This window comes from Cellulomonas sp. P4_D11 (genome assembly GCF_056401915.1).
The window spans coordinates 1-15,526 of sequence record NZ_JBFUIK010000056.1; the positions used below are offsets into that span (position 1 = coordinate 1).

Below are 15,526 nucleotides of genomic sequence, written 5' to 3' on the forward strand. Positions count from 1 at the left end.
GGCGTCGGTCGCGGTGCAGCAGGACGCGTGGTCGCCGGGCGCGGGGCCGCGGCGGGTCGAGCAGCGGCCGGCGCGGCCTTGACCTCGGCGGGCGCCTCCACAGCGGCAGGCGCCTCGACGACGGCCTCGTCGACCGCGGGCGTCTCGACGGCGGCCTCGTCGACAGCCGGCGACTCGACGGCGGCCGGGGTCTCGACAGCGGGCGTCTCGACGACGGCCGGCGCCTCGACCGGGGCGGGCGCCTCGACGACCGGCTGGGCCGCGTCGGGGTTCGCCGCCGCGGCAGCGGCAGCAGCGGCCGCCGCAGCGTTCTGCTCACGGGCAGCAGCAGCCTGCGCCGCACGGCGCTGCTCCTGCTTCTGGTCGGCCTTCTTCTTGTTCGGGCCGAGCACCATGATCATGTTGCGCCCGTCCTGCTTGGGCATGCTCTCGATGAAGCCGAGCTCCGACACGTCGTCGGCCAGCCGCTGCAGCAGGCGCACACCCATCTCGGGGCGCGACTGCTCGCGGCCGCGGAACATGATCATGACCTTGACCTTGTCGCCGGCCGTGAGGAACCGCTCGACGTGGCCCTTCTTGGTGCCGTAGTCGTGCGGGTCGATCTTCAGCCGGAAGCGGATCTCCTTGAGGACCGTGTTGGTCTGGTTCCGCCGGGCCTCGCGGGCCTTCATGTCTGCTTCGTACTTGAACTTGCCGTAGTCCATGATCTTGCAGACGGGCGGACGAGCGTCAGGGGCGACCTCGACAAGGTCGAGGTCAGCGTCCTGGGCCAGGCGCAGTGCGTCCTCCACGCGGACGATGCCGACCTGCTCGCCGTTGGGGCCGACCAGGCGGACCTCGGCGACGCGGATCCGATCGTTGATGCGGGGCTCGCTGATGTGGTGCTCCTCAGGTTCGTCGTGGCGGACCGTCAGGAACGAGGAAGGCCCCCGTCCTGAGCACAGGAGGAGGCCTCGAGGTCCGCGACGTGCCTCGGCCGTGGCCAGGAACACGTCACCGGGATCGGCTGGCGCCGTCCGGTGCGGACTGTGACCCGGTCTCTGTCGTCGATGCGCATCCAACGCACCGAACGGTCGAGGCCCAGGTGGGAGAAGCTCCACTTGTGCGCCTGGTCCGTCGTCCGCCGTCCTCCCGGATCTCTCCGTGAAGGCAGCGGGCCACAGCCCAGGTCAGTCGACTGCCAAGACTACCAGAGAAGGACGGTGCACCCGAACCGGCGCCGGGGAGGGCGGGCACGACCGGTGAACGGCCGATGAGAGGATCGGGCACATGAGCGAGAGCACCGACCCCACGACCGCAGCCACCCGCGACATCGCGGACGTCGCCGCCGTCGAGGTCATCACGACCGCCGCTGTCCACCTCATGAGCGCCGCCGCAGTGAAGTGCGGCCTCGCCGAGGACGGCCCGACCGGGGCGGGCGCCGACTTCCTGGACCTGGACGAGGCCCGCAAGCTCATCACCGCGCTCGCCGCGCTGGTCACGGCCTCGGCACCCGACATCGGCAACCAGCACGCCCGATCGCTGCGCGACGGCCTGCGCTCGCTCCAGCTGGCGTTCCGCGAGGCGTCCCCCTTCCCCGACGCGCCCGGCGAGGGGCCCGGGGAGAAGTTCACCGGCTCGGTCGTCTGACCCGCGCGCGCCGGGGCGCTCCCGCACCGCGGCGCCGCACCAGTCGCACGCGACGCCGCGCGGACGGGACGTGCCGCGGGACGGGCCGCTCGTCGGGCGGCACCTCGTCGGCGGCGCCACGACGACGGACGACGGCCAGCACCGCGAGCCCGCCCACGGCCAGTCCCCCGCCGACGACCGCGGCGGTGAGGAACCCGGCACCGGGCGTCGCGCGGTCGATCACGGCGCCGCACAGGGGTGCGCCGAGCGCGTTGCCGACCGTCGACATCGTGCCGCTCCAGCCCATGACCTCGCCGCGGCGGTGCTCGGGCGCGAGGCGCACGAGCGTCGCGTTGATGGACGACAGCGCGGGCGCGCACGGCAGGCCGGCGACGACGACCGCGACGGCCAGCCACACCTGACCGGTCGCGAGGGCGGCGGGCACGGTGGCCAGGGCCAGGATCGCGACGAGCACGAGCGGCGACGGGTTGCGGTGCGTGGCCCCGTGGACCAGGCCCCCGACCACCGAGCCGGCGGCCCACAGGGCGATCATCCAGCCGATGTCCGCCGAGCGGCCCGAGTCGTTGAGCGTGGCGACGAGCGAGACGTCCGTGCCGACGAGCACGAAGGCCGCGGCGACTGCCGCGAGCAGGACCACGACGAGCGCGGGCGTGAGCAGCCGGCCCTTCGGGAGCTCGGGGGCGGGTCCGGCGGGAAGCAGGCTGCGCGTCGGGGGGTTCGCCCACATGAGGAGCACCCCGGCGCCCACGGTCAGCGCGCCGACCACGGTGAGCGCGAGCGAGGTGGACGCCTGCGTGGCCAGCAGGACGCCGACCACCGGCGAGAGCATGAACGTCAGCTCGACGGCGACCGAGTCGAGCGCGAACGCCGCCCGCTGGTGCTGGATCGGGACGAGGACCGCGAGGGACTGCCGGCTCACGGAGAACACGGGCACGAGGAACAGCCCGGCGACGAACGCGGCGCCGATGAGCAGCTCGAACGTCAGGTGCGGTGCCGCGAGCCAGACGGCGGACTCGACGGCGACCGACGGGGCGATCGCCCGGCGCAGCCCGAGCTTGTCCACGAGGCGGCCGCGCCAGGGCGCACCGAGGGCCATGCCGACCGTCGCGGCGCCCACCACGACCCCGGCCTGGGCGTAGCCGCGGTCGAGCGCCGAGACGACGTGGAGCGTGAGGACGACCCCGACCATCGCCGCCGGGATGCGGGCGACGAAGGAGACGACGAAGAGGCGCGCGACGCCGGGCAGGCGCAGCACGGCTCCGTAGGTCGTCGAGGGCATCCGATGATTGTCACCGCTGGGCGTCGGCGCTCCCGCCGTGTTTTTCGCCCGCGCCCGGGCACACCGGGCCTCGTCGACGGGCCGGCCGACCCAGGAAGGCCTCCTATCCTGGGGCGATGCAGTCCGACGACCCCCGCGCGAGCGCCTACCCGCCCCCGGCGGCGCAGCAGCCCGTGACGGAGATCACCCCGGCTCCCCCGGCCTGGTCCCCCGCGGGGCCAGACCTGGTGGTGCAGCCGGCGCCGCGGCGGCGCCGGCCGACCGCGACGACCGTGGTGCTCGCGGTCCTTCTCGTCGGCACCCTCGTCGCCGGCGGGCTGCTGCTGGCGCACATGCTGACGACGAACGACGCGTGGCAGGCCTCGGCGCAGGACTGGGAGACGCTCGCGCGCTCGACCGGCACCGAGCTCGCCACGTCGCAGGCCGACCTCGCGGCGAACCAGGCCGAGCTCGACGCCACGCGCGCGCAGCTGGCGACCGCGCAGGAGCGGATCACGCAGCTGGCCGACGAGAAGGCGCGGCTGGGCGACACGAGCGCGTCGCAGCAGCAGCTCGCGGACTACCAGTCGCGGGTGTCGCAGGCGGCGGGCCAGGTGGCCACCGCGCTGGCCGCCTGCGTCGACGGCCAGCAGCGGCTCATCGGCTACCTCCAGAACTCCGCCCAGTACGACCAGGCGGACCTCGACCGCTTCACGTCGGACGTCCAGACGGTGTGCGCGCGGGCGACCGAGGCCAACGCGGCGCTGCAGCGCGAGCTCCAGCGATGAGGCGAAGCGCCGTGCTCGTGGGCGCCGTCCTGGTCCTGACCGCCGGCTGCGGCATGCTCCCGGCGATGCCCGCACCCGTGCCCACCAGCGTCGTCCCCACCGACCTGCCCCGGCCCACGCCCACCTCCAGCGGCAACCTCTCGCCCGACGGCTTCGACGCCGCGCAGCGGATGGCGGTGCGCATCCGCAACATCGGGTGCGGCACGCTCTCGACGGGTTCGGGGTTCGCGCTCGACGACCACACGCTGGTCACCAACCGGCACGTGGTGAAGGACTCCTCGACGCTCCAGATCTCCACGTACGACGGCCGGGACCTCACCGCCGAGGCCGCCAGCACGGCGAACGTCGCCGACCTCGCGATCGTGCACACCCAGGACGCCCTCCCGGCGTTCCCGGAGCTGGCGGCCGCCGACCCGGCCATCGGCGACGCCGTGACCGTCGTCGGCTACCCGCTCGGGCAGGCCCTCACCGTGACCACCGGGCACGTGCTGTCCAGCGAGACCGACCCGCTGAACGAGAACCTCGGCGCGGTCCTGGTCACCGACGCCCCCGTCGAGCACGGCAGCTCGGGGTCGGCCGTGCTGGACGCGGACGGCCGCGTGGTCGGGGTCGTGTACGCCAAGGACTCGAACGGGCACAGCTTTGTGGTGCCCGTGAGCACGCTGCGGTCCATGCTGGACGACGGGGCGTCGTTCACGCCCTCGGCACCCTGCACCGGCTGAGCTCCCGGAGGTTCCCATGGCCATCCCGCACTTCGACCCCGCCGACGTCACGCGGGCCGTGAACGACACCTTGACCGTCCGCCGCGTGTTCGGCGACGCGTACGAGCGCGAGGGGACCCTGGTGATCCCGGTCGCGAAGATCTGGGGCGGTACGGGCTCCGGCTCCGGCTCCGGCGAGGTGGGACCGCGTGGTGCCACGGGCGCGCACGAGTCCGAGGACACGCCGGCCGGCGCCCAGGTCGGGCACGGCGGCGGCGGTGGGTACGGCGTGCACGTCAAGGCCGTCGGCGTGTTCGTCGTCGACGAGACGGGCGCCCGCTGGCAGCCTGCCCTCGACCTCAACCGCGTGATCCTGGGCGGTCAGCTGGTGGCCGCGTTCGTGCTCAGCACGGTCGCCCTCGCGTGGGCGGTCAAGCGCCGCCGCTAGCGCGCCGCGCGCGGCCGCAGCTCGAGCGAGTCGACGCGCGTCGCCACCAGCTCGACGCCGGCCACCGCGGCGTTGACCTGCGTGAGCACCGCGTCGAGACCTGCGCGGTCCAGGCCCGCGACGAGGTCGACGACGACGGCGACCTCGGCGCGCGACCCGGGCACAGCGTCGACGGACACGACGCCGACGACCGGCGACACCGCCGCGACGACGGCCGCGCGCAGGTCGGGGTCCACCCCGTCCGACGTCACCGCGGGGTGCCACCGCTCCTGCTGGGCCAGTGCCCACACGGCGGGCCGCGGGACCAGCACGGTCGTCGGGCCGCCGGGGTCGACCACCAGCACCTCCCAGCCCTCCGTGACCGCGGACAGCGCGGCGCGCGCGACGTCCGACGGCACGGGCCGGGCGTCCGGGCGCCACGCCGCCATCGTCGCCACCGAGGTGAAGACCGGCAGCGCGGTGCGGCCGTCCGGTGCCCGCAGCGCGACGATGCCCGCGGACGCCTCCTTGTCCACCGTGTGCTCGTGGCCGTCGTGCACGACGACGTCCTCGACCTCGAGCTCGGCCAGGACGGGGACCAGCACGCGCGTGCCCGCGAGCGCGTCGACCACGGCCGCGACCGTGCCGGCGCCGGCCTCCAGCGCCGCGAGCGCTGCGGCGACGGCGGCGTCGGCCGTGCCGTCGTCACCCGCGAAGGGCGACGACGGCGGGAGCTCGCGACCGGTCACGGGCGGCCGGCGACGTCCAGCGCCTCGGGCAGCGTGAACGCACCGGCGTACAGCGCCTTGCCGACGATCGAGCCCTCCACCCCCAGGGGCACGAGCGTCCGCAGCACGCGCAGGTCCTCCAGGCTGGACACGCCGCCGGAGGCGATGACGGGGGCGTCGGTCCGCTCGCACATCTGGCGCAGGAGGTCGACGTTCGGGCCGTTGAGCATCCCGTCCTTGTTCACGTCGGTCACCACGTACCGGGCGCAGCCGGCGTCCTCGAGCCGCGCGAGCACCTCCCAGAGGTCCCCACCCTCCTGCGTCCACCCGCGGGCGGCCAGCGTGGTGCCGCGCACGTCCAGGCCGACCGCGATCTGCTCCCCGAACGACCCGATGACGCGGGCGGTCCATTCCGGGTTCTCCAGGGCGGCCGTGCCGAGGTTGACCCGCGTGGCGCCGGTGCCGAGCGCGCGCTCGACCGACGCGTCGTCGCGGATGCCGCCCGAGAGCTCGACCTTGACGCCCTTGGCGACGAGCTCGGCCGTGACCTCCGCCAGCAGCGCCGCGTTGGAGCCACGCCCGAAGGCCGCGTCGAGGTCGACCAGGTGGATCCACTCGGCACCGCCCGCGTACCAGTCGAGGGCGGCCGACAGCGGGTCGCCGTACCCGGTCTCGGTGCCGGCGGCGCCCTGGGTCAGGCGGACGGCCTGGCCGTCGGCGACGTCGACGGCGGGCAGCAGCTCGAGGCGGTCGGTCATGCGTGGTCTCCGTGGGTGTCGGGGGCGGGCAGGGACGCGACCCAGCGGGCCAGGACCTCGGAGCCGGCGTCGCCGGAGTGCTCCGGGCGCAGCTGGAGGGCGGTGAGGGGGCCGTTCTCGACGGCGGCGACGTACCGGTCGGGGCCTACCGACCAGGTGACGACCGGGACGACGAGCCGCGTGTCCGCGGGCCAGTCGTCGAGCAGCGGGAACGTCCGGGCGGCGTGGGCGTGCGCGAAGTGGAACTCGGCCTCGTCGAGGTCGGCGAACAGCCTCGACCCGTCCGCGACCTCGACCGGCGCAGCGCCGGCGGGCTCCACGGGCTCGACGACACCCGGCCACTCCCCCAGGCCCTCGGCGCCCGGACCCGCCGCGAACATCACGTGCATCCCGACGCCGATCGCGAGCACGGCGCGGCCGCCCGCGAGCCGGCGGTCCACGACCTGGTCGCCGCCCACGGCGAGCACGCCGGCCATGACGTCGGCGAACGACCTGCTCCCCGCGACGACCAGCCCGTCGGCGGCGAGCGCCGTGCGCTTGTCCGCCGTGATCTCGACGTGGGCGCCCGCGCGGGTCAGGGCCTCGGCCAGCGGGGCGTGGTCGTCGGGACCGTGGTCGAGGACGACGACGAGGGGCAGGGCGGGCACCGGACCACGGTACCCGCGGCCGTCGGGCCGCCCGGACCTGCGCCGGTCCGCGAGACGGACCGGCGCAGGTCAGGGGTCGCGGGTCAGGAACCGGTGCAGGTGAGCGCCAGCGACCCCGGAGCGGACCCGTTGCCTACGAACCCGAAGGACGTCGACGCGCCGCCGCTCAGCAGCCCGTTGTACGGGGCGTTCGCCACCGTGACGGTCGAGCCGGACTGGGAGGCGACCCCGTTCCAGAGGTTGTTGATCGACTGGCCGCCGGGGAACGCCCACCGGACGGACCAGTGGCTCAGGGTCGCCGAGCCGGTGTTCTTCACCGTGACCGCCGCCTGGAACCCGCCTCCCCACGATCCGGTGATCGCCGCGGTCGCCGTGCAGGCCGCCGGGCCGGTGGTCGGGTTGCCGGTCGGCGTCGGTGTCGGTGTCGGGGTCTGCGTGGGCTGCGTGCCGTCCGTGGTCACGGAGAAGCTGTTCACGGCCAGGCCGGCGCCGCCGACCCACGGCTCGAAGCCCGCCTGGATGCTCGTGAGGTACCAGCTGGTCGACCCCAGGCCGCGGTTGACGACGTCCTTCCAGAAGTCGTTCACCAGGAAGGTGGCGGACGACGTCGGCGTCTGGCGCACGTACGAGATGACGTTCCAGCCGGTGTTGCCCGACCACACGTCCCAGGTCGCCCCGGCGACGGTGGCCGTGCCGATCTTGGAGCCGATGGGCTGGATCGGCCCGGTGTGGTTCAGCCAGACCATGAGCTCGGCGCCGTCGTTCTGCTGCGTGGTGGTGCTCGGACGGCTCTTGTTGAACCAGATGTCGTACGCCGCGTCGTAGGTCCCGCTGCCGGGGTAGGTCATGCTCACGCTGGTCGAGATCGACGCGAACCGCGGGTCGGACGCCTGCAGGCCGTTCGGGCTGAGGATGTTGCCGCTGGTGGTGCAGCTGGAGTAGTGGCAGCCGTAGAACACGGCCGGGTACGACTTCGGTGCTCCGTTCGTGGCGACCGAGCCGTCGGCCTGCGTCACCGTGAAGCCGGTGCCCGACACGTCGATGCACTGCGTGGCGCTGGTGCCCCAGCGGTTGTTCATGACGATGTACCGGCCGCCCTGGATGGGCGTGCTGGCGTACTGGTCGCAGAGCACGGGTGCGGCGGTCGCCAGCTGGGCGGCGGCGACCCCCGACATCCCGAGCAACGTACCGAGCAGGGCGATCAGCGCGAGGACGCGACGACGGGGCATGACTCTCCTTCAGACGGTGCGGACACGGACCTGCCGGCCGGGTCCCGTCGCACGGGACCCGGCCGTTGCGCTCAGGAGCAGGTGGCTCCGTTGAGCCGGACGGCGCTGGGCGCCGGGGTGGACGTGCCGTTGGCCGTGAACCCGACGCTCGCCGTCGCGCCCGCCGCGAGCGCGGCGTTGTACGTGGGCGCCGTGACGGTGACCGTCGTGCCCGACTGGGTGAACGTGCCGTTCCAGCCGCTGCCGATCGTGACGCCGGCGGGGACCGTGAACGAGAGCATCCACGGGCTCACCGACCCGCTGCCGGTGTTCTTGGCCGTGACGGCGGCCTGGTAGCCCGTGGGCCACGCGTTCGAGATCGTCACGGTCGCGGTGCAGCTGCCGGTCGAGGTCGTCGGTGTCGGGGAGGGAGTGGGGGTCGGCGTCGTGCTGCCCGTCGGGGAGCCGGTCGGCGTCGTGCCCGGCCCGACCGGTGGCACCAGGGCGGGCTGGAGGATGGACTGCTTGTTCGTGTTCACCGTGACCCAGTCGTCCTGCACGATGCCGCCCGTGTCGCCCGAGTCCGGGTTCCACGACCAGTACGTGAAGGACATGCCGTTGGTGCGCAGGTAGCTGACGAGCGCCGTCATCCACTGCACGTCCCGCGGGTCGCGCAGGGTGCTGCCGAACTCGCCGACCAGCACGGGCGCGATGCTCTGCTTCGAGATGAACCCCCAGTAGCGGTCCCAGACCGCCGGCAGGTTGGCCGGGAAGTCGGGGTGCTTGGCGGTGTCGAACCAGTCCTGGTGGTCGTACACGGAGATCCCGTAGTCGTGCGCGGAGTACACCAGCTTGTTCGGCACCGTCAGACGCACGGGGTTCGTCGCGACGCCCGACAGGTTCCCGCCCCACCAGCTGCACGCGTCGGGGTCGTCGGGGATCGAGTCCCACACGTTCGCGTTGCTGCCGTCCAGGCAGCTGACGCCCTCGACCAGCACGAGCCAGCTCGGGTTGGCCGCGTGCACCGCATTGCCGATGCGCTCGGCGGCCAGCCGCCAGTCGCGCGCGGTGTCGCCGCAGCCCCAGCAGGAGCCGGTGCCGTGGGGGTACGTGCCCTCGGCGTGGGGCTCGTTGAACAGGTCGGCGCCGACCACGGTCGTGTTGCCCGCGTAGCGCCGGGCCAGCAGCTGCCAGTCGGCGATCATGCTCGCCTCGGAGACCGCGGGCGTGTACCAGAGCGCGGTCTGGCCGGCGGAGCTCGGGCGGTGCCGGTCCAGGATCACGCGCATGCCGAGCGAGCCGGCGTAGTCGACGACCTTGTCGAGGATCTGCAGGGGCGACAGGCCGACGAGGTCCGGGTTGGTGTTCGTGTTCACGCTCGTCGCGACGGCGCCCGCCTTGAGCGCGTCGCCGGCGTACGGCACCCGGATCGTGTTGTAGCCCAGCTGGGCCATGTGGTCGATCATCGACCGCCACGTGACGCTCGCCCACAGGCCGTGGAACGTCTTGTTGTCCGTCTCCATGCCGAACCAGTTGATGCCGGTGAGGCGGACGGTCGCGCCCGTGGCGTCGACGATCTGGTTGCCCCGCGTGCTGAGGTAGCCGGACCCGGTGCCGTTCGCCGCCGCGACCGCGCTGCTCTGCGTGGTCGCCACGACCGTGCCGACGGCGAGGGCGACGACCGCGAGGACGCCGAGCAGGCGGCCGAGCAGGCTGCGTCGAGTGCGTGTCATGAGAGCTCCCCGGAGACGGAGGACTCCCCCACCCGCCGGTCACGGCGCGCCGCGTCGGCGTCGACGCGGGCGGCGGGACGGACGGGGGCGTCCGGTGCCCGTCATGCAAGCACCGGCGCCGGCATCCCGGCGAGCGGCTAAACGTTTCCGTTCTGTACCGCGAAACCTCGTCGCTCGGGAGAGCCCGACCGGGGCCGTATCAGGGGTGGCGCCGCGCACTCCTCCTGCGCATGGGCACTCCACTGACGCCCGAGAACGGGCTACCGGAACCGAAGATCAGCGAGCAGGTCGACGCGCGGACGAGAGCCGAGTCCTCGCACAACACGACGCGCATCAACCAGGAGCACGTGCGTGCCCGAAAGATCGACAACCGCGTCGACAACGGAGTGCACGCCAAGACGTTCGTCATCAGCGGCGGCGTCGTGCTGGCGGTCGTCCTCGCCTTCATCTGGTGGCAGGTGAGCTCGCGCGAGGACATCGCGAGGGCGGAGGGCGAGTATCGCGCTCTGGCGCAGAGTGCCTGCAGCCAGATCACCGCGAGCGCCACCCTGCCTCTGCCGGAGCTGGGCCCGGGCGGCCCGGTCTACGCCGCGACCGCGATCACGGCGTTGCTCGACGCCCAGGGCGAGGCGATCGCGCGCCAGAGCCAACGGCTGCAAGCCGTCGATGCACCGCCGCGCCTCGTGGCGCAGCGCGATGCCGTCGTCGACGCGGCCACCGCGACGGTCGCAGCGCTGGCATCGGTCACACCGCAGGTGGCGACATACGGCGACGAGCTCACTCTCGACGAGATCCGGTCACTCAACGAGACACCCGCCGGCGCAGACGCGACGGCGAAGGGGGCGACGCTTGCGGACGCACTGTCCGACCTCGGCGGCAAGACGTGCACGCTCTCGTCCGGCAGCTGAGATCTGGGCTACTTCTTCTTGGCCGAGCTCGCGATCGTGCGCATCGCCTGCCAGCGCGACATCCCGACGCTCGTGACGACGCCGTCGAGGTCCCCCGCCTGGACGGAGCCGAGCAGCAGGTCCTCGAGCACGGCGGGCGCGTCGGACAGGACCAGACCGGCGGGGAGCTTGTCGCCGCGCTCCCCCGCGGTCCAGCGGGTCGCCGTGATCTGACCCTCGCGCCGCTCGAGCAGCACGACCGGCAGCGTCCGGAGAAGCTTCGAGATCGCGCCGGCGCCCTCGGCCGCGGCGCGCGGGTCGCGCAGGACCGCGATCGCGCCGATCTCCGTCGGCACCACGTCGACGCCGACCTTGGAGATCGCGCACGCGGCCGCGAGCGGCGCGGGCACCGCGACCTGCGTGATCACCAGGGCGACCGACGGCTCCTCGTCGGGGCCGTCCAGGAGCGAGGAGAGGTCGTCGGGGACCTCGAAGTCGTCGGGCAGGTCGTCCGCCATCACAGCGCGCCCTTCGTCGACGGGATCCCGTCCACCCGCGGGTCGAGCGCGACGGCGAAGCGCAGCGCTCGCGCGAGGGCCTTGAACTGCGCCTCGACGATGTGGTGCGGGTCGCGGCCGGCCAGCACGCGGACGTGGATGCTGAACGCGGCGTGGTGCGCGATCGACTCGAGGACGTGCCGGGTCAGCGACCCCGTGAAGTGGCCGCCGATCAGGTGGTACTCCTGGCCGGGAGGCTCGCCCGTGTGCACGAGGTAGGGCCGGCCGGACACGTCGACGACGGCCTGGGCCAGGGCCTCGTCGAGGGGCACGGTCGCGTCGCCGAACCGCGAGATCCCGCGCTTGTCGCCCAGCGCCTGCCGCAGCGCCTCGCCGATCGTGATGGCGACGTCCTCGACCGTGTGGTGCGCGTCGATGTCCGTGTCGCCCGTGGCCTTGACCGTGAGGTCGATCAGGGAGTGCTTGCCCAGGGCCGTGAGCATGTGGTCGTAGAAGGGCACGGTCGTCGAGATGTCGGTGCGGCCGGTGCCGTCGAGGTCGAGCTCGACGAGCACGCTCGACTCGCTGGTCGCGCGCTCGATGCGCGCGGTCCGGGCCTGGCGAGCACTCACAGTCCAGCCACCTCCACCAGGGCGTCCTTGAACGCCACCATGTCGTCCGGGGTGCCGACCGACACCCGCAGCCATCCGTCTGGACCGACCTCGCGGATCAGCACGCCCCGGTCGAGCAGACCCTGCCAGATCGCGTGCCGGTCGTCGAACATCCCGAACAGCACGAAGTTCGCGTCGGAGTCCGCGACGGTCAGCCCGCGCCCGCGCAGCCACCCGACCAGGTCGTCGCGCTCGCCGCGCAGCGAGCCCACCTGCGCCATCAGCGCGGGCGCGTGGCGCAGCGCGGCGCGGGCGACCGCCTGCGTCACGGCCGACAGGTGGTACGGCAGGCGGACCACGCGCAGGGCGTCGACCAGGGCGGGCGCGGCGGCGAGGTAGCCGACCCGGGCGCCGGCGAGGCCGAACGCCTTGGACATGGTCCGGCTGACCGCCAGGTGCGGGTGGTCGGCCAGCAGCTCGAGGGCCGACGGGGTGCCCGCGCGGCGGAACTCGCCGTAGGCCTCGTCGACGACGACCACGCAGCCGCCCGGCACGGCCGCCGCGGCGTCGAGCACCGCGAGCACCGTCCGGGCCGGCAGGGCCGTGCCGGTCGGGTTGTTCGGGCTGGCCAGGAGCACGACGGACGGTGCGTGCTCGGCGATCGTCGCGCGCGCGACGTCGGGGTCGAGCCCGAAGTCCTCCTCGCGTCGACCGGCGACCCAGTCGGTGAACGTGTCGCGCGCGTACTCCGGGTACATCGAGTACGTCGGCGCGAACGACAGGACCGTGCGGCCCGGGCCGCCGAACGCCTGCAGCACGTGCAGCATGATCTCGTTCGACCCGTTGGCCGCCCAGACCTGCTCGGTGGCGAGCGCGACCCCGGACTCGACCAGCAGGTACCCGGCCAGGTCGCTGCGCAGGGCGTCGAAGTCGCGGTCCGGGTAGCGGTTCAGGCCGTGCGCCGCCTCGGCCACGGCGGCGGCGATGTCAGCCACCACGTCGGGCGCGGGCGCGTACGGGTTCTCGTTGACGTTGAGCAGGTGCGGCACGTCCAGCTGGGGGGCGCCGTACGGCTCGAGGCCGACGAGGTCGGGACGCAGCGGTAGCGCGCCGCGCAGGAGATCAGCAGTCACGTGCCGAGTCTAGGGAGCGACGGGCGACGCCTGCCGCGCCGTCCAGTCCGCCAGACGGGCGAGGCCCTCGTCGAGGCTGACGGCGGGCGCCCAGCCGAGAGCCTCCCGCGTGCGCCGCTGGTCGAACCAGTGCGCGGTGGACAGCTGCTCGGCCACGAACCGCGTCAGCGGCGGCTCACCCGGCAGGGGCAGCGTCCGCCACGCCGCGTCCAGCACCGAGCCGGCCCCGCGCGCCACGGACGCGGGGACACGACGACGGGGCACCGGCACCCCGCACGCCGTGCAGATGCCCGCGAGCAGCTCGACGACCGGCCGCGGCTCGCCGTTGGTGACGACGTAGGGCTCCCCGTAGGCGGCCGCGCCCGCGTGCAGCGCCGCCACCAGGGCGTCGACGGCGTTGTCCACGTAGGTGGTGTCGATGAGGGCGGCACCCTGGCCGAGCAGGGGCAGCCGGCCCGCGCGCGCCCGGTCCACGATCCGCCCGACCAGCTGGGTGTCCCCCGGCCCCCAGACGACGTGTGGCCGGACGACGATCACGCGCAGGCCGCCCGGGTCGTGCGCCGCGAGCGCGAGGAGCTCGGCCGCGGCCTTCGTCCGGGCGTAGTGGCCGCGGGCGTGCACGGGGTCGGCCGGGCCGGCTCCCGCACCGGCCAGCGACCGGCCCAGGTGCGCCACGGACGGCGACGAGACGTGCACGAACCGCCCGACGCCGGCAACGGCGGCCTCGTCGAGCAGGAGGCGGGTGCCCCCGACGTTCACGGCCTCGAACTCGGCGTACGGCCCGGTGATCGTCACCTTGGCCGCCAGGTGGACCACCGCCTCCCGGCCGTCGAGCGCGGCGCGCACCACGTCCGGGTCGGTGACCGAGCCCGCGACGTCGTCCGCGCCGTCGACGCGGGACGGGCTGCGCTGGAGCGCGCGGACGTGGTGCCCGTCCGCGACCAGGCGCTCGGCGACAGCCCGCCCGAGCATGCCGCTCGCGCCGGTGACCAGGACGCGGGTCACAGTCTCGCCCGCTCCCCTGCCAGCACGCCCTCGGCCCACGCCGCGACGCGGGTCCGGTCGACCTTGGAGCTGTGCCGGACGTCCGTGGGCAGCAGCTCCACCACCAGCACGGCGGCGACCTCGGTGCCGTCGAGGGCGGCCCGCACGGTCGCCGCCAGGGCCGGCTCCGCGACCACCGGGCCGTGCGAGAAGACCTCCGGCTGCACGACGACCACGACCTGCTGGGCGCCCCGCGGCCCGACCCCGACGACGGCCGCCGCGACCACGCCGGGGACGGCCTGCACCCGCTGCTCCAGCCCGACCGGCGTGCGGACGCCGGCCGGCGTCACCAGCACGTGCGCGAGCCGCCCCTCGATCCAGAGCCGGCCGTCGTCGTCGAGGTGCCCGACGTCACCGGTCCGGTGCCAGCCGGCGTCCCGCGCGGCCGCCTGCTCGGTGAGCCAGAGGGCGTCGTATCGCTCCTTCACGTGCGGCGCGGCGACGAGCACCTCGCCAGTGACGCCCGGGGTCCGGTCCGGCGCACCCGTGGCGTCACCGTCCGCGCCGAGCGCGCTGATCGCCACCCGGACGCCCGCCACCGGACGCCCGACGCAGACGCCGTTCCCGTCGTCGGTCGCGCGCAGCTCCGCGAGCGACACGTCGGCGACGACGAGCGCCTCGGTCATCCCGTACGGCGTGTGGGCCTCGGCTCCCGGCATCAGGTCCGCCGCCGCCTCCAGCAGCTCGCGGCTCACCGGGGCGCCCGCCGAGAGGAACAGCCGCACCTGGGCGAGGGCCGCCCGCTCCGAGCCGTCGGCGGTGCGGACCACCGACCGCAGCGCCGCCGGCGAGGCGAAGACCACCGCGGCGTCGATGGCGCGCACGGCCTGCGCGAGCGCCTGCGCGGTGAGCGTGCCGGGCGCGGTGACGTCCATGTCCGGGCTGGCGCTGGTCGCGCCGAGCGCGGGGCCGAGGAGCACGAACGGCGCGAACGCCGCGACCAGCGGGCTGTCYGGCCCGATGCCGTAGGTGCGGGCGACCACGTCGCGCATGGCCGCGAGGCGGCGGTGCGTGTACGCGACGCCCTTGGCGGGACCGGTCGAGCCCGAGGTGAAGAGCACCGCGGCGTCGGCGTCGGCGTCGGGCCACGGCAGGTCCTCGGTCGAGGCGCGCCCGAGGGCGGCGAGCTCGTCGAGGGACCAGCTGACGCCGAGCGCCCGACGCACGCCCGCGCGCAGGGGTCCGGCGCTGACCAGCGTCGGCGCCCACTGCAGCCACCGCGCCGCGACGAGCGCGCGCTCGATGCCGATTACGACGGTCGGCTCGGCGGCCCGGACCGCACGGGTCAGCCCGTGGACGCCGAGCCCGGCGTCGGCGACGACGACGACCGCACCGAGGCGCAGGCACGCGTACAGCACCGACGTGAGGTCGACGCCCGGCGGGACCAGGAGCGCGACCCGGTCGCCCGGCCGCACCCCGCTCGCCGCCAGGCCGCGGGCCAGCTGGTCGGTACGCGCTGCGAGCGCGGCCCAGGTCG

Annotated in this window: 17 protein-coding genes; 5 read left to right on the forward strand and 12 right to left on the reverse strand. The window is 74.3% G+C overall.

Annotated features, from left to right (window positions below):
• Positions 1–992, reverse strand: a 992-nt coding sequence (gene infC, locus AC1DT4_RS19480) for a translation initiation factor IF-3 (RefSeq protein WP_477091410.1), incomplete at its 3' end; no start/stop codon positions are given.
• Positions 993–1,269: 277 nt separating this feature from the next.
• Between infC and AC1DT4_RS19485 the strand changes: the two genes are divergently transcribed.
• On the forward strand, positions 1,270–1,629 hold the full coding sequence (locus AC1DT4_RS19485) for a DUF1844 domain-containing protein (RefSeq protein WP_370505280.1): 360 nt from the start codon (positions 1,270–1,272) through the stop codon (positions 1,627–1,629).
• Here AC1DT4_RS19485 and AC1DT4_RS19490 read toward each other — a convergent pair.
• Positions 1,610–2,908 carry an MFS transporter gene (locus tag AC1DT4_RS19490; RefSeq protein WP_477091411.1) on the reverse strand — a complete coding sequence of 433 codons (1,299 nt, stop codon included), beginning with the start codon at positions 2,906–2,908 and terminating at the stop codon, positions 1,610–1,612. The genes AC1DT4_RS19485 and AC1DT4_RS19490 overlap by 20 nt on opposite strands.
• Before the next feature lie 116 nt (positions 2,909–3,024).
• Here AC1DT4_RS19490 and AC1DT4_RS19495 point away from each other — a divergent pair, with 116 nt between their 5' ends.
• Genes AC1DT4_RS19495 through AC1DT4_RS19505 form a run of 3 tightly spaced genes read left to right on the forward strand, consistent with a single transcriptional unit; the run spans position 3,025 to position 4,824 of the window.
• The gene (locus AC1DT4_RS19495) at positions 3,025–3,675 is read left to right on the forward strand and encodes a hypothetical protein (RefSeq protein ID WP_477091412.1); all 651 of its coding nucleotides are present in this window, start codon (positions 3,025–3,027) and stop codon (positions 3,673–3,675) included.
• Complete coding sequence (locus tag AC1DT4_RS19500; protein ID WP_477091413.1) at positions 3,672–4,397, forward strand: S1C family serine protease; 726 nt, start codon at positions 3,672–3,674, stop codon at positions 4,395–4,397. Before AC1DT4_RS19495 ends, AC1DT4_RS19500 begins: the two co-directional genes overlap by 4 nt.
• 16 nt (positions 4,398–4,413) lie before the next feature.
• Entirely contained in the window at positions 4,414–4,824 is a 411-nt protein-coding gene (locus tag AC1DT4_RS19505; protein WP_477091414.1) for a spore germination protein GerW family protein, read from the forward strand.
• On the opposite strand, the gene AC1DT4_RS19510 is transcribed toward AC1DT4_RS19505, so the two are convergent.
• The 5 genes from AC1DT4_RS19510 to AC1DT4_RS19530 form a co-directional block, all read right to left on the reverse strand.
• Positions 4,821–5,552 (reverse strand): SseB family protein, encoded by a 732-nt coding sequence (locus tag AC1DT4_RS19510; protein ID WP_477091415.1) that lies wholly within the window; start codon positions 5,550–5,552, stop codon positions 4,821–4,823. The genes AC1DT4_RS19505 and AC1DT4_RS19510 overlap by 4 nt on opposite strands.
• Positions 5,549–6,289, reverse strand: a complete 741-nt coding sequence (gene priA, locus AC1DT4_RS19515) for a bifunctional 1-(5-phosphoribosyl)-5-((5-phosphoribosylamino)methylideneamino)imidazole-4-carboxamide isomerase/phosphoribosylanthranilate isomerase PriA (protein WP_477091416.1) — start codon at positions 6,287–6,289, stop codon at positions 5,549–5,551. The genes AC1DT4_RS19510 and priA overlap by 4 nt, the downstream gene beginning before the upstream one ends.
• Positions 6,286–6,936 (reverse strand): type 1 glutamine amidotransferase family protein, encoded by a 651-nt coding sequence (locus AC1DT4_RS19520; protein ID WP_477091417.1) that lies wholly within the window; start codon positions 6,934–6,936, stop codon positions 6,286–6,288. The genes priA and AC1DT4_RS19520 overlap by 4 nt, the downstream gene beginning before the upstream one ends.
• Before the next feature lie 83 nt (positions 6,937–7,019).
• The gene (locus tag AC1DT4_RS19525; protein ID WP_477091418.1) at positions 7,020–8,165 is read right to left on the reverse strand and encodes a GH12 family glycosyl hydrolase domain-containing protein; all 1,146 of its coding nucleotides are present in this window, start codon (positions 8,163–8,165) and stop codon (positions 7,020–7,022) included.
• Positions 8,166–8,236: 71 nt separating this feature from the next.
• Positions 8,237–9,877: a cellulase family glycosylhydrolase gene (locus AC1DT4_RS19530; RefSeq protein WP_477091419.1), complete on the reverse strand. Its 1,641-nt coding sequence runs from the start codon at positions 9,875–9,877 to the stop codon at positions 8,237–8,239.
• Between the two features lie 230 nt (positions 9,878–10,107).
• Between AC1DT4_RS19530 and AC1DT4_RS19535 the strand changes: the two genes are divergently transcribed.
• Positions 10,108–10,785, forward strand: a complete 678-nt coding sequence (locus AC1DT4_RS19535; protein ID WP_477091420.1) for a hypothetical protein — start codon at positions 10,108–10,110, stop codon at positions 10,783–10,785.
• An 8-nt stretch (positions 10,786–10,793) separates the two neighbouring features.
• Here AC1DT4_RS19535 and AC1DT4_RS19540 read toward each other — a convergent pair whose 3' ends face one another.
• The 5 genes from AC1DT4_RS19540 to AC1DT4_RS19560 all read right to left on the reverse strand — a co-directional run.
• Positions 10,794–11,282 (reverse strand): hypothetical protein, encoded by a 489-nt coding sequence (locus AC1DT4_RS19540; protein ID WP_477091421.1) that lies wholly within the window; start codon positions 11,280–11,282, stop codon positions 10,794–10,796.
• Complete coding sequence (hisB, locus tag AC1DT4_RS19545; protein WP_477091422.1) at positions 11,282–11,893, reverse strand: imidazoleglycerol-phosphate dehydratase HisB; 612 nt, start codon at positions 11,891–11,893, stop codon at positions 11,282–11,284. The genes AC1DT4_RS19540 and hisB overlap by 1 nt, the downstream gene beginning before the upstream one ends.
• Positions 11,890–13,005, reverse strand: coding sequence for a histidinol-phosphate transaminase (locus AC1DT4_RS19550; protein WP_477091423.1), 1,116 nt, complete (start codon positions 13,003–13,005; stop codon positions 11,890–11,892). The genes hisB and AC1DT4_RS19550 overlap by 4 nt, the downstream gene beginning before the upstream one ends.
• 9 nt (positions 13,006–13,014) lie before the next feature.
• Entirely contained in the window at positions 13,015–14,010 is a 996-nt protein-coding gene (locus tag AC1DT4_RS19555) for an NAD-dependent epimerase/dehydratase family protein (protein WP_477091424.1), read from the reverse strand.
• Positions 14,007–15,526 (reverse strand): AMP-binding protein (locus AC1DT4_RS19560; protein ID WP_477091425.1); only part of this gene is annotated, 1,520 nt, incomplete at its 5' end. The genes AC1DT4_RS19560 and AC1DT4_RS19555, both read right to left, overlap by 4 nt.

Coding starts and splice junctions, on each gene's coding strand:
- AC1DT4_RS19525 (WP_477091418.1), bottom strand. CDS start 8,165: ATGCCCCGTCGTCGCGTCCTCGCGCTGATCGCCCTGCTCGGTACGTTG.
- AC1DT4_RS19530 (WP_477091419.1), bottom strand. CDS start 9,877: ATGACACGCACTCGACGCAGCCTGCTCGGCCGCCTGCTCGGCGTCCTC.
- AC1DT4_RS19490 (WP_477091411.1), bottom strand. CDS start 2,908: ATGCCCTCGACGACCTACGGAGCCGTGCTGCGCCTGCCCGGCGTCGCG.
- AC1DT4_RS19495 (WP_477091412.1), top strand. CDS start 3,025: ATGCAGTCCGACGACCCCCGCGCGAGCGCCTACCCGCCCCCGGCGGCG.
- priA (WP_477091416.1), bottom strand. CDS start 6,289: ATGACCGACCGCCTCGAGCTGCTGCCCGCCGTCGACGTCGCCGACGGC.
- AC1DT4_RS19505 (WP_477091414.1), top strand. CDS start 4,414: ATGGCCATCCCGCACTTCGACCCCGCCGACGTCACGCGGGCCGTGAAC.
- AC1DT4_RS19500 (WP_477091413.1), top strand. CDS start 3,672: ATGAGGCGAAGCGCCGTGCTCGTGGGCGCCGTCCTGGTCCTGACCGCC.
- AC1DT4_RS19535 (WP_477091420.1), top strand. CDS start 10,108: ATGGGCACTCCACTGACGCCCGAGAACGGGCTACCGGAACCGAAGATC.
- AC1DT4_RS19485 (WP_370505280.1), top strand. CDS start 1,270: ATGAGCGAGAGCACCGACCCCACGACCGCAGCCACCCGCGACATCGCG.
- AC1DT4_RS19540 (WP_477091421.1), bottom strand. CDS start 11,282: ATGGCGGACGACCTGCCCGACGACTTCGAGGTCCCCGACGACCTCTCC.